Annotated in this window: 10 protein-coding genes and 1 pseudogene; 3 read left to right on the top strand and 8 right to left on the bottom strand. The window is 61.2% G+C overall.

Translation table 11 applies throughout. The features are described 5' to 3' along the window. Positions 1–261 (top strand): annotated as a pseudogene (locus KCG87_RS24690) (hypothetical protein); the annotation flags it as partial. A gap of 135 nt (positions 262–396) precedes the next feature. Here KCG87_RS24690 and fabI read toward each other — a convergent pair. From fabI to gloB, 8 genes are all read right to left on the bottom strand, one after another. Beyond that, positions 397–1,191 (bottom strand): enoyl-ACP reductase FabI, encoded by a 795-nt coding sequence (fabI, locus tag KCG87_RS24685; RefSeq protein ID WP_003202751.1) that lies wholly within the window; start codon positions 1,189–1,191, stop codon positions 397–399. Positions 1,192–1,210: 19 nt separating this feature from the next. After that, positions 1,211–2,821 carry an ABC transporter ATP-binding protein gene (locus KCG87_RS24680; RefSeq protein WP_210559042.1) on the bottom strand — a complete coding sequence of 537 codons (1,611 nt, stop codon included), beginning with the start codon at positions 2,819–2,821 and terminating at the stop codon, positions 1,211–1,213. Between the two features lies 1 nt (position 2,822). Next, positions 2,823–3,842: an ABC transporter permease gene (locus KCG87_RS24675; protein WP_007965317.1), complete on the bottom strand. Its 1,020-nt coding sequence runs from the start codon at positions 3,840–3,842 to the stop codon at positions 2,823–2,825. 1 nt (position 3,843) lies between these two features. Continuing rightward, positions 3,844–4,917 carry a microcin C ABC transporter permease YejB gene (locus KCG87_RS24670; protein WP_003224148.1) on the bottom strand — a complete coding sequence of 358 codons (1,074 nt, stop codon included), beginning with the start codon at positions 4,915–4,917 and terminating at the stop codon, positions 3,844–3,846. A 4-nt stretch (positions 4,918–4,921) separates the two neighbouring features. After that, positions 4,922–6,763: an extracellular solute-binding protein gene (locus KCG87_RS24665; RefSeq protein ID WP_134786108.1), complete on the bottom strand. Its 1,842-nt coding sequence runs from the start codon at positions 6,761–6,763 to the stop codon at positions 4,922–4,924. Then, positions 6,760–8,592 carry an extracellular solute-binding protein gene (locus KCG87_RS24660; protein WP_210559041.1) on the bottom strand — a complete coding sequence of 611 codons (1,833 nt, stop codon included), beginning with the start codon at positions 8,590–8,592 and terminating at the stop codon, positions 6,760–6,762. Before KCG87_RS24660 ends, KCG87_RS24665 begins: the two co-directional genes overlap by 4 nt. 291 nt (positions 8,593–8,883) lie before the next feature. After that, entirely contained in the window at positions 8,884–10,350 is a 1,467-nt protein-coding gene (locus tag KCG87_RS24655) for a LysM peptidoglycan-binding domain-containing protein (protein WP_098968280.1), read from the bottom strand. A 99-nt stretch (positions 10,351–10,449) separates the two neighbouring features. Next, positions 10,450–11,217, bottom strand: a complete 768-nt coding sequence (gloB, locus tag KCG87_RS24650) for a hydroxyacylglutathione hydrolase (protein ID WP_210559040.1) — start codon at positions 11,215–11,217, stop codon at positions 10,450–10,452. A gap of 66 nt (positions 11,218–11,283) precedes the next feature. On the opposite strand from gloB, the gene KCG87_RS24645 reads away from it, so the two are divergent. Continuing rightward, positions 11,284–12,042, top strand: coding sequence for a methyltransferase domain-containing protein (locus KCG87_RS24645; RefSeq protein ID WP_003224159.1), 759 nt, complete (start codon positions 11,284–11,286; stop codon positions 12,040–12,042). A 91-nt stretch (positions 12,043–12,133) separates the two neighbouring features. Then, the gene (gene rnhA / locus KCG87_RS24640) at positions 12,134–12,595 is read left to right on the top strand and encodes a ribonuclease HI (protein ID WP_003224162.1); all 462 of its coding nucleotides are present in this window, start codon (positions 12,134–12,136) and stop codon (positions 12,593–12,595) included. The last annotated feature ends 20 nt before the right edge of the window (positions 12,596–12,615 follow it).

The following is a 12,615-nucleotide window of genomic DNA, read 5'->3' as shown; positions in this document are numbered from 1 at the left end:
CCACTCCCACAGGTTTATCGGCTGCTCACAAAATCCAGATACACCGCAGAACCCTGTGGGAGCGAGCTTGCTCGCGAAAGCGTCCGCTCAGGCGATATCCATGTTGAATGTGCCGGCCTCTTCGTGAGCAAGCCCACTCCCACAGGTTTATCGGGTGCTCACAAAATTCAGGCATATCGTAAAAACAGTGTGGGAGCGGGCTTGCTCGCGAAAGCGTCCGGTCAGGCGATATCCATGTTGAATGTGCCGGCCTCTTCGTGAGCAAGCCCACTCCCACAGGTTTATCCGCTGTTCACGAAATTCAGGCTCACTCCTACAGGGGATTTGGGTTGTTGAAGACATTGCAGGCACAAAAAAACCCGCCGATTGGCGGGTTTTTTATCGGCAGAGCGAAGATTACTCTTCGATGTTGCCCATGGCGGTGGTGTTGAAGCCGCCGTCCACGTACATGATTTCACCACTGATGCCCGACGCCAGGTCGGAGCACAGGAAGGCGCCGGCGTTGCCGACTTCTTCGATGGTGACGTTGCGGCGCAGTGGGGTTTGCGCTTCGTTGGCGGCCAGCATCTTGCGGAAGTTCTTGATGCCCGAGGCTGCCAGGGTACGGATCGGGCCGGCCGATACGCAGTTGACGCGGGTGCCGTCCGGGCCCAGGGAGCCGGCCAGGTAACGCACGCCAGCTTCCAGCGAAGCCTTGGCCATGCCCATCACGTTGTAGTTCGGCATGGTGCGCTCGGCGCCCAGATACGACAGGGTCAGCAGGCTGCCGTTGCGGCCTTTCATCATTTCGCGGCCAGCCTTGGCCAGGGCCACGAAGCTGTAGGCGCTGATGTCGTGAGCGATGCGGAAACCTTCACGGGTGGTGGCTTCGGTGAAGTCGCCGTCCAGTTGGTCGCCCGGGGCGAAGCCGACGGAGTGCACGATGCAGTCCAGGCCGTCCCACTTCTTGCTCAGTTCTTCGAAGACCTTGGCGATTTCTTCATCGCTGGCCACGTCGCACGGGAAGCACAGCTCAGGGCTCGAACCCCAGCCTTGAGCGAATTCCTCAACACGACCTTTCAGTTTGTCGTTCTGATAAGTGAAGGCAAGCTCAGCGCCCTCGCGATGCATGGCGGCAGCGATGCCGGATGCGATGGACAGCTTGCTGGCGACACCGACGATCAGTACGCGCTTACCGGCGAGAAAACCCATGTGTTGCTCCTCTTTCAGGTTATTGCGCAGTGGCTGGTGCCAAAAAAGCGGCTTCCAGCAACTGCTGTGTATACGGATGTTTGGGGGCGGCAAAAATATCTTGCGCAGCTCCCTGTTCGACCACTTGGCCATGCTTGACCACCATCAGCTGGTGGCTCAGCGCTTTGACGACAGCCAGGTCATGGCTGATGAACAAATACGTCAGGTTGTACTTGGCTTGCAGTGAACGCAACAGCTCCACCACTTGCCGCTGCACCGTGCGGTCGAGCGCCGACGTCGGCTCGTCCAGCAGGATCAGCGCCGGTTTCAGCACCAAAGCCCGGGCAATGGCGATACGCTGCCGTTGCCCACCGGAAAATTCGTGAGGGTAGCGGTGCCGGGTTTCCGGATCCAGACCTACCTCCTTCAATGCCGCAATAATCGCCGCTTCCTGCTCGGCGGCGGTGCCCATCTTGTGAATCCGCAGGCCTTCGCCAACGATGTCGCTCACGCACATCCGCGGACTCAGGCTGCCGAACGGATCCTGAAACACCACCTGCATCTCCCGACGCAACGGGCGAACCTCGTTCTGCGTCAGGCAGTCTAGCTGTTTGCCCTCAAAGCGAATCGCGCCTTTGCTGCCGATCAGCCGCAAAATCGCCAGACCCAGCGTGGATTTGCCGGAACCGCTTTCCCCCACGATCCCCAGCGTCTGTCCCTGAGGCAGGCTGAAATTGATGCCGTCCACTGCCTTGACGTAATCCATCGTGCGCTTGAGCAGGCCTTTCTTGATCGGGAACCAGACTTTGAGGTTCTCGACTTCGAGCAGCGGCGCCCCGATTTTATTGCTCGCCGGGCCTCCGCTGGGCTCCGCGCCGAGTAATTCCCGAGTGTACGGATGCTGCGGCGAACGGAACAGCTCTGCGCACGATGCCTGTTCGACGATGCAACCGCGCTGCATGACACATACGCGATGCGCAATTCTTCGCACCAGGTTCAAATCGTGACTGATCAGTAGCAGCGACATGCCCAATCGAGCCTGAAGTTCCTTGAGCAAATCGAGGATTTTCAGCTGAACGGTCACGTCCAGTGCGGTGGTCGGCTCGTCGGCGATCAGCAGTTCCGGCTCGTTGGCCAACGCCATGGCGATCATCACCCGCTGGCGCTGGCCGCCGGACAATTCGTGGGGCAGGGCCTTGAGGCGCTTGTGCGGCTCGGGGATGCCGACCATCTCCAGCAGCTCCAAAGTGCGCTTGGTCGCGACTTTGCCGCTCAGACCCTTGTGGATGCCGAGGATCTCGTTGATCTGCTTCTCGATCGAGTGCAGCGGGTTGAGCGAGGTCATCGGCTCCTGAAAGATCATCGCGATGCGGTTGCCACGAATATGCCGGATGGTCTTTTCGCTCAGCCCCAGCAGATTCTGCCCGGCATAGTTGATGCTGCCGGCTGGATGGCGGGCCAGCGGGTAGGGCAGCAGGCGCAGGATCGAGTGCGCCGTCACCGATTTGCCCGAGCCGGACTCGCCGACCAGCGCCAGGGTTTCGCCGCGCTTGATGTCGAAACTCACGCCCTCGACCACTCGGTGCCGCCGCTCGTTCAAGCCGAACTCGACGGCGAGGTCGCGCACTTCGATCAGATTGTCCTGATTCATTTCACTTCCTCGGGTCGAAGGCATCGCGAGCGGACTCACCGATAAACACCAGCAAACTCAACATCAGCGCCAGCACCGCGAACGCGCTCATGCCCAGCCATGGTGCCTGCAAGTTGGACTTGCCCTGGGCCACCAGTTCACCCAGCGACGGACTGCCGGCCGGCAAGCCGAAGCCGAGGAAGTCCAGCGCAGTCAGGGTGCCGATGGCGCCGGTAAGAATGAACGGCATGAAGGTCATGGTCGAGACCATCGCGTTGGGCAGAATGTGGCGGAACATGATCGCGCCGTTCTGCATGCCCAGCGCCCGTGCCGCACGCACGTATTCGAGGTTGCGGCCACGCAGGAACTCGGCGCGCACCACGTCGACCAGGCTCATCCACGAGAACAGCAGCATGATCCCCAGCAGCCACCAGAAATTCGGCTGGACGAAACTGGCAAGGATGATCAGCAGGTACAGCACCGGCAATCCCGACCAGATCTCCAGAAAGCGTTGCCCGGCCAGATCGACCCAGCCGCCATAGAAACCCTGCAGCGCGCCGGCAATCACGCCGATGATCGAGCTGAGCACGGTCAGGGTCAGCGCGAACAGTACGGAAATGCGGAAGCCGTAGATCACCCGTGCCAGCACATCGCGGCCCTGATCGTCGGTACCCAGCAGGTTGTCCGCCGAGGGCGGGGCTGGGGCCGGGACTTTCAGGTCGTAGTTGATGCTCTGGTAGCTGTAGGGGATCGGCGCCCACAACACCCACGCATCCTTGGCCTTGAGCAGTTCGCGGATGTACGGGCTCTTGTAGTTGGCTTCCAGCGGGAATTCGCCGCCGAAGGTGGTTTCCGGGTAGCGCTTGATCGCCGGGAAGTACCAGTGGTTGTCGTAATGCACCACCAGCGGCTTGTCGTTGGCGATCAGCTCGGCACCGAGGCTCAGGCCGAACAGGATCAGAAACAGCCACAGCGACCACCAGCCGCGCTTGTTGGCCTTGAACAGTTCGAACCGGCGGCGGTTGAGAGGGGACAGGTTCATCTCAATGCTCCCGGCTGGCGAAGTCGATGCGCGGATCGACCAGGGTGTAGGTGAGATCGCCGATCAGTTTCACCACCAGACCGAGCAGGGTGAAGATGAACAGAGTGCCGAACACCACCGGGTAATCGCGGTTGATCGCCGCTTCGAAACTCATCAGACCCAGACCGTCGAGGGAGAAGATCACCTCCACCAGCAACGAGCCGGTGAAGAAGATGCCGATGAACGCCGACGGGAACCCGGCAATCACCAGCAACATGGCGTTGCGGAACACGTGGCCGTAGAGCACGCGGTTGCGCGTCAGGCCCTTGGCCTTGGCGGTGACCACGTACTGCTTGTTGATCTCGTCGAGGAAGCTGTTTTTGGTCAGCAGGGTCATGGTCGCGAAGTTGCCGATCACCAGCGCGGTCACCGGCAGCGCGAGGTGCCAGAAGTAGTCGAGGATCTTGCCGCCGAGGCTCAGCTCATCGAAGTTGTTCGAGGTCAGCCCGCGTAGCGGGAACCAGTCCAGATAGCTGCCGCCGGCAAACACCACGATCAGCAGAATCGCAAAGAGGAACGCCGGAATCGCATAGCCGATGATGATCGCCGAACTGGTCCACACGTCGAAGTGGCTGCCGTGCCGCGTGGCCTTGGCGATCCCCAGCGGGATCGACACCAGGTACATGATCAGCGTGCTCCACAGCCCGAGCGAGATCGATACCGGCATCTTTTCCTTGATCAGGTCGATGACCTTGGCGTCGCGGAAAAAACTGTCGCCGAAATCCAGCTTCGCGTAGTTCTTGACCATGATCCACAGACGTTCCGGGGCCGATTTGTCGAACCCGTACATGTGCTCGATTTCCTTGATCAGCGCCGGGTCCAGACCTTGCGCGCCACGATAGGCGGAGCCGGCCACCGAGACCTCGGCACCGCCACCGGCGATGCGGCTGGTGGCGCCTTCGAAGCCTTCGAGCTTGGCGATCATCTGCTCCACCGGGCCGCCGGGCGCGGCCTGGATGATCACGAAGTTGATCAGCAGGATGCCGAACAGGGTCGGGATGATCAGCAGCAGTCGCCGAAAGATATACGCCAGCATCTGATTACTCCGTGCCCACAGGGTCGGCTTGCAGTTTGGTTTCGACTTCTATGGCGGGTTTCGCGTCAGGCTTGACCCACCAGGTGTTAATCCCGATGTCGTATTTGGGCGAGACTTTCGGGTGACCGATGTGGTTCCAGTACGCCACGCGCCAGGTCTTGATGTGCCAGTTGGGGACCACGTAGTAACCCCATTGCAGCACCCGATCCAGCGCTCGCGCATGGGCCACCAGGCTGCTGCGCGAGTCGGCGTTGATCAGGTTCTCCACCAGTTGATCGACGATCGGATCCTTCAGGCCCATGGTGTTGCGGCTGCTCGGTTTGTCGGCGGCGGCGCTCATCCAGAATTCGCGCTGCTCGTTACCCGGCGAGTTGGATTGCGGGAAGCTGCCGACCATCATGTCGAAGTCCCGCGAGCGCACGCGGTTGATGTATTGCGAAACGTCGACACGGCGGATCACCAGATCGATGCCGAGGTCGGCCAGATTGCGTTTGAACGGCAGCAGCACGCGTTCGAATTCGGTCTGCGCCAGAAGGAACTCGATGACCACCGGTTTGCCGTTGGCGTCGACCATTTTGTCGTCGACGATCTTCCAGCCAGCCTCCTGCAACAGCTGATAGGCCTCGCGCTGCTGGGCGCGGATCATGCCGCTGGCGTCGGTCTTCGGGTTCTCAAAGGCTTCGCTGAACACCTGGGCCGGCAGTTTGCTGCGAAACGGTTCGAGGATCGCCCGTTGCTCGGCGTCGGGCAGGCCGGTGGCAGCCATTTCCGAGTTCTCGAAATAGCTGCGGGTGCGGAAGTAGGCACCGTTGAACAGCTGCTTGTTGGTCCACTCGAAATCGAACAGCAGGCCGAGCGCCTGCCGCACCCGCACATCCTGAAACACCGGGCGGCGAAGGTTGAAAACGAAGCCCTGCATGCCGGTCGGGTTGCTGTTGGCGATCTGTTCCTTGATCAAGCGGCCTTCGGTGACCGCCGGGATGTTGTAAGCGTTGGCCCAGTTCTTCGCGGTCATTTCCAGCCAGTAATCGAACTGGCCGGCCTTCAGCGCTTCGACGGCGACGGTGTTGTCGCGGTAGTAATCGGTGGTCATTACGTCGAAGTTGTAGAACCCGCGATTGACCGGCAGATCCTTGCCCCAGTAATCCTTGACCCGCTCATAGCGCACCGAGCGCCCGGCTTTCACTTCGGCGACCTTGTACGGGCCGCTGCCCAGCGGGATCTCCAGATTGCTCTTGGAAAAATCACGACTGGCCCACCAGTGTTTCGGCAGCACCGGGAGCTGACCGAGGATCAGCGGTAACTCGCGATTGTTGGTGTGCTTGAACTTGAACAACACCTTGAGCGGGTCTTCGGCGATGGCCTCTTCGACATCGCTGTAGTAGCCGCGAAACAGCGGCGAGCCGTCCTTGGTCAGGGTCTGGAAGCTGAACACCACGTCTTCGGCGCGCACCGGATGGCCATCGTGAAAACGCGCTTCCGGGCGCAGGTAGAAACGCACCCAGCTGTTGTCCGGGGCTTTCTCGATCTTCGCGGCGATCAGGCCGTACTCGGTGAACGGTTCGTCGAGACTATGCTTGGTCAGGGTGTCGTAGATCTGCCCGATATCATCGGCCGGCACGCCTTTGCTGATGAACGGGTTGAGGCTGTCGAAGCCGCCGAACCCGGCCTGACGGAAGATCCCGCCCTTGGGCGCGTCGGGGTTCACGTAATCGAACTGCTTGAAGTCCGCCGGGTATTTCGGCGGCTCGTTGTACAGGGTCACGGCATGTTGCGGGGCGGCAATCGCCAGCCCGGCGAACAGCAGACCGCTGGCCTGCACGAGCAGGGCGCGGATGGGCGTCATTTATTGTTCTCCGAAGATTTCAGCCACCACGCGCTCAGGCCCAGGGTGTAGGGCGGCGTGGTGACGAAGGCCAACCGGTTGCGGTAGGCCAGTCGGTGATAATTGAGGTACCAGTTGGGAATGCTGTAGTGCTGCCAGAGCAGCACGCGGTCCAGCGCCTTGCCGGCGGCGACCTGTTCGTCGCGGGTTTGCGCGGCGAGCAATTGTTCGAGCAGGTGATCGACCACCGGGTTGGCAATACCGGCGTAATTCTTGCTGCCCTTGACCCCGACCTGACTGGAATGGAAGTACTGCCATTGCTCCAGACCCGGGCTGAGGGTCTGGTTGAGGGTCATCAGGATCATGTCGAAATCGAACTGGTCCAGACGCTGCTTGTACTGGGCGCGATCCACCGTGCGCAGGCGCGCGTCGATGCCGATGCTGTTGAGGTTCTCGATATAGGGCTGGAGGATCCGCTCAAGGTTCGGATTGACCAGCAGCAGTTCGAAGCTCAGCGGCTGGCCCTGGGCGTTTTGCAGGCGCTGGCCGTTGAGTTTCCAGCCGGCCTCGGCGAGCAGCGCCAGGGCCTTGCGCATGGTTTCCCGGGGGATGCCGCGGCCGTCGGTCTGCGGCAGGCTGAACGGCTCGGTGAACAGCTTGGCCGGTAGTTGCTCCTTGTACGGCTTGAGCATCAGCCATTCATGCCCGACCGGCAGCCCCGTCGCGGAAAACTCGCTGTTGGGGTAGTAGCTGCTGGTGCGCTGGTAGGCGTCGCTGAACAGCGCGCGGTTGGTCCATTCGAAGTCGAACATCAGGCCCAGCGCTTCGCGCACCTTGACGTCGCTGAAGGTCGCGCGTCGGGTGTTCATGAACAGGCCTTGGCTCTGCGTCGGGATCTGGTGCGGAATCTGCGCCTTGATCACTTCGCCACGGCGCACGGCCGGAAAGTTGTAGCCGTTGGCCCAGTTCTTCGCCTGATGCTCGATGTAGATGTCGAATTCGCCGGCCTTGAACGCTTCGAAGGCCACGTCGCTGTCGCGGTAGAACTCGACTTCCATGCGATCGAAGTTGTACTTGCCGCGATTGACCGGCAGGTCCTTGCCCCAGTAATCCTTGACCCGCTCGAAAATCAGCTGCCGCCCCGGCGTCACCGAGGTGATGCGGTACGGGCCACTGCCCAGCGGTGGCTCGAAGGTGGTGGCCTTGAAGTCGCGATCTTTCCAGTAGTGCTGCGGCAGCACCGGCAACTCGCCGAGGCGCAGGATCAGTAACGGATTGCCCGAGCGTTTCATCACGAAACGAATGCGCTGCGGGTTGAGGATGTCGACCCGCGAGACTTCCTGCAGGGCGGTGCGGTACAGCGGGTGGCCGTCCTTGAGCAGTGTTCGGTAGGAGAAGGCCACGTCGTAGGCGGTGATCTGGGTGCCGTCGTGAAAGCGCGCTTCCGGGCGCAGATTGAACACCACCCAGCTGCGATCTTCGCTGTACTCCACCGATTGCGCGATTAAGCCATAGCTCGATGCCGGCTCGTCACCGGAAGGTGAATACTGGCCGGTGCCGACCATCAGCGGCTCGTTCAGCTCGTTGATGCCGTACTGCAGGAAATTCGGTGTGGTAACCGGGCTGGTGCCCTTGAACGTGTAGGGGTTGACCGTATCGAAGGTGCCGAACGCCATCACCCGCAACGTACCGCCCTTGGGCGCTTGCGGGTTGACCCAGTCGAAGTGGGTAAATCTGGCCGGGTACTTGAGCGTGCCGAACTGCGCATAACCGTGACTTTCGGTAATCGTCGCGCTTGCGGGTGAGCTCAAGGCCAGGCTGATCAGGAGCAGGAGGAGGGGACGCTTCAAGTCAGATCCGATCCAGGCGGCTTGGGCTTTGTGGGCCGTACAGTAACAGCTTGTCTGGACAGGAAAAAGATAGCGGGTTAATGGGCTGTTAATTGGCGTGCAATGCTCACCCGGTTTGCATTGTAGTGAGGGGATTCATCCCCGATGGACTGCGCAGCAGTCCCCGTGGTTTTTGGAAGGCAGGGGCCGCTTCGCGCCCCATCGGGGATAAATCCCCTCACCACAAGGAATACATCGGGGACAATAATTCTGGCAATAAAATAAGCCCCTGAAAGTTCAGGGGCTCTTCTGTCAGTGCGGCTGGTAAACCGTGAGCATCTGCCCAGGCTTGAGGGCCTTGCCGGCACCCGGGTTCCAGCGCTTGAGATGTTGCATCTCGACGTTGAAACGCTTGGCCACCACATACAAGGTGTCGCCACGCTTGACCTTGTACTGGGTCTGCTGCTGACTGTCGGCCTTGCCTTTGGTCTTGCTGTTGGCGGCGATCACCGTGTTGACCCGGCCACCGCTGCGCGCCGGGGCGCGTTTGGTGGTGTCCTGCATCACCAGAGTCTGGCCGACCTTGAGGTTCTTGCCGGTCAGCTTGTTCCAGCGCTGCAGGTCCTTGACTTCGACCTTGTTGGCCTTGGCGATGGAACCGAGATTGTCGCCGCGTTTGACCCGATAGGCGCGCTTGAGCTTCGCCACTTCAGTCGGGTCGGCACCGTCGAACACCGGCTTCAGCGAGCGCGGGCTGATCAGCTCTTCAGGCCGCATGGTCTGCAGGCTGGCGGTCAGCAATTGCGCCTTCGACGTCGGCACCAGCAGATGCTGAGGGCCGTCGATGGTGGTGCGCTGCTTGAAGGCCGGGTTGAGCTGGAACAGCTCGTCTTCGTCGATGTTGGCCACCGCTGCGACCTTGGACAGGTCCATGCGCTGGTTGATTTCGACGACCTGGAAATACGGTTCGTTGGCGATCGGGTTGAGGTTCACCCCGTAGGCTTCCGGGGCCAGTACCACTTGCGACAGGGCCAGCAGCTTCGGTACGTAGGCCTGGGTTTCCGCCGGCAACGACGACAGGTTCCAATAATCGGTCGGCAGGCCAAGCTTCTCATTACGCTCGATGGCGCGGCTGACCGTGCCTTCACCGGCGTTATAGGCCGCCAGGGCCAGCAGCCAGTCACCGTTGAACATGTCGTGCAGACGAGTCAGGTAGTCCATCGCGGCGGTGGTCGAGGCGGTGATATCGCGACGGCCATCATAGAAGCGGGTCTGGCGCAGGTTGTAGTAACGACCGGTGGACGGAATGAATTGCCACAGGCCCGAAGCGTCGGCCCGGGAATAGGCCATCGGGTTGTAGGCGCTCTCGATCACTGGCAGCAGGGCCAGCTCCAGCGGCATGTTGCGCTCTTCGAGACGCTCGACGATGTAATGAATGTAGAGACTGCCGCGTTCGCCGGCGTTCTCCAGAAAGGACGGGTTGCTGGCAAACCACAGCCGCTGCTGCTCGATGCGCGGGTTGACGCCCAGGCCGTCCTGCAGCTGGAAACCACCGCGCATGCGCTCCCAGATGTCCTGAGGCACCTGCGGGCTGGGCTTTTCGCTGAGCCAGATCGGTTTCTGCTTGGCTCGCGCAGCAATGTTCGGCGTATGGCTCGCTTCAGGCTGCGGAGCATGGCTGGAACAGCCCGCCAACGTGGCGGACACAGCCACCGCGATGGCTTGAGCCAGGCGGGTCAGCGTGTCTGAATTGACGGACTTACGTATGGATGACGACATTGGCTGGAAGTAAGTTCCGGGCAAAAATGTCGGGCGATTCTAGAAAGCGCACCCCCTGCGGTCAACCATTCAGAATTTTTGTACCAGCTGGTGAGTCACTTAGAAATTATCTTTCCATGCCCGCAGAGCCGCAAAAACCTCACTCGGCGCCCGGTTTTGAGCGCCTGCCCGTTCGTCCACTTTTTGTGTAACTAATGTTTCAGCGGTACGCAAAAACGGATTTGTGAGCTTTTCCAGGGCCAGGGTCGAGGGCAGGGTCATCACGCCTTTTTCCCGTTGTTGGGTGACTTTTTCCAGACGGGCGGCAATGTCCGGGTTGCTCGGTTCGACGGCCGCAGCAAACTTCAGATTGCTCAGGGTGTATTCATGGGTGCAATACACCAGCGTATCCTCGGGCAAAGCGGCGAGACGGCCGAGCGAGTGGTGCATCTGCTCCGGCGTGCCTTCGAACAGGCGTCCGCAACCGGCGGCGAACAGGGTGTCGCCGCAAAACAGCAGGCCGTGGTGGTAATAGGCAATGTGGCCGAGGGTGTGGCCGGGCACCGCATAGACATCGAAGTCCCAGCCGAGCACGCTGACCTTGTCGTTGTCCTTGAGCGCCACGTCGCGCCCCGGAATGTTTTCGCTGGCCGGGCCGTAGACTTTGGCGCCGCTCGCGGCTTTCAGGCGCTCGACGCCGCCGACGTGATCATGGTGGTGATGGGTGATCAGAATGTCGCTCAGCACCCAGCCCGGGTGCGCGTCGAGCCAGGCCTGCACCGGCGCGGCATCGCCCGGGTCGACCACGGCGCAACGCTGGCTGCGGTGATCCTGTAACAACCAGATGTAGTTGTCGGTGAACGCGGGCAGGGCACTGATCTGTATCATCGTCGGAATTCGCCAAGCGGAAAACATTGGCGCATCTTAGAGCTTCTAGCGGCGTTGGAGAATGACATGACCGATAAAGCGTTCGCTCAGGCCGATCCCGACTGGCTGGCGTTGATCGGCGCGGCCCGTGAATGGCTGGCCGGCCCGCTCGGGCAATTTCTGCTGGATGAAGAACGGCGCATGCTCGAAGACGAGTTGGGGCGGTTCTTCGGCGGCTACCTGGTGCATTACGGGCCGTCGGCCCAGACCCCGCCGTCGGCGCCGCAGGTGCAGCGCAACGTGCGGCTCGGCGCGCCGTTGCCGGGTGTCGAGATCGTCTGCGAGGAACAGGCCTGGCCGTTGAGCGAGCACGCCGCCGACGTGGTGGTGTTGCAGCACGGTCTGGATTTCTGCCTGTCACCCCACGGTTTGCTGCGCGAAGCGGCAAGCAGCGTACGCCCCGGCGGACATCTGCTGATCATCGGCATCAACCCCTGGAGCACCTGGGGTTTGCGCCACGTATTCGCCCACGACGCCTTGCGCCAGGCACGCTGCATCTCGCCATCGCGGGTCGCCGACTGGCTCAATCTGCTGGGGTTTGCGCTGGAGAAACGCCGCTTCGGGTGCTATCGTCCGCCGCTCGCGTCGCCCAAGTGGCAGGCCCGACTGGCCGGCTGGGAACGCAAGGCCGGCGACTGGCAACTGTCAGGCGGTGGCTTCTATTTATTGGTCGCGCGCAAGATCGTGGTTGGCCTGCGCCCGGTGCGTCAGGAGCGCCGCGAGCCGATGGGCAAGCTGATTCCGCTGCCGATGGCCAAGGTCAACCGCCGTCGTATCGAACCGTAAACCTTCTTTTTATAGTGGCCGGACTTGTTCCGGCCGCGGCCATCGTCGATCCGCGATTGACGGGGCCAGGCATTTTTCTGGATAGAGTGGCATGAGCGAAAGCGTCGATAGCGTAGAACTGTTCACCGACGGTGCCTGCAAGGGCAACCCCGGCCCGGGCGGCTGGGGCGCCTTGCTGGTGTGCAAGGGCGTCGAAAAGGAACTGTGGGGCGGCGAAGCCAACACCACCAACAACCGCATGGAACTGCTCGGCGCCATCCGTGGCCTCGAAGCCTTGAAGCGGCCGTGCGAAGTGCTGTTGGTGACCGACTCGCAATACGTGATGAAGGGCATCAACGAGTGGATGGCCAACTGGAAAAAACGCGGCTGGAAGACGGCGGCGAAAGAACCGGTGAAAAACGCTGATCTGTGGAAAGAGCTGGATGAGCAGGTCAACCGCCACAAGGTCACCTGGAAGTGGGTGCGCGGGCACATTGGTCACCACGGTAACGAACGGGCGGACCAATTGGCCAACCGTGGGGTGGATGAGGTTCGCGGTTACAAGCAGAGCTGATTCCCTCCGTTGCACCGAGT

Source organism: Pseudomonas sp. MWU347, assembly GCF_017947305.1.
GTDB classification, from domain to species: Bacteria; Pseudomonadota; Gammaproteobacteria; order Pseudomonadales; family Pseudomonadaceae; genus Aquipseudomonas; species Aquipseudomonas putida_A.
The sequence above is the reverse complement of the archived record's forward strand: the minus strand, read 5'-3'. Positions and strand labels throughout refer to the sequence as shown.

Coding starts and splice junctions, on each gene's coding strand:
- KCG87_RS24665 (WP_134786108.1), bottom strand. CDS start 6,763: ATGACGCCCATCCGCGCCCTGCTCGTGCAGGCCAGCGGTCTGCTGTTC.
- fabI (WP_003202751.1), bottom strand. CDS start 1,191: ATGGGTTTTCTCGCCGGTAAGCGCGTACTGATCGTCGGTGTCGCCAGC.
- gloB (WP_210559040.1), bottom strand. CDS start 11,217: ATGATACAGATCAGTGCCCTGCCCGCGTTCACCGACAACTACATCTGG.
- KCG87_RS24680 (WP_210559042.1), bottom strand. CDS start 2,821: ATGAATCAGGACAATCTGATCGAAGTGCGCGACCTCGCCGTCGAGTTC.
- KCG87_RS24675 (WP_007965317.1), bottom strand. CDS start 3,842: ATGAACCTGTCCCCTCTCAACCGCCGCCGGTTCGAACTGTTCAAGGCC.
- rnhA (WP_003224162.1), top strand. CDS start 12,134: ATGAGCGAAAGCGTCGATAGCGTAGAACTGTTCACCGACGGTGCCTGC.
- KCG87_RS24655 (WP_098968280.1), bottom strand. CDS start 10,350: ATGTCGTCATCCATACGTAAGTCCGTCAATTCAGACACGCTGACCCGC.
- KCG87_RS24670 (WP_003224148.1), bottom strand. CDS start 4,917: ATGCTGGCGTATATCTTTCGGCGACTGCTGCTGATCATCCCGACCCTG.
- KCG87_RS24645 (WP_003224159.1), top strand. CDS start 11,284: ATGACCGATAAAGCGTTCGCTCAGGCCGATCCCGACTGGCTGGCGTTG.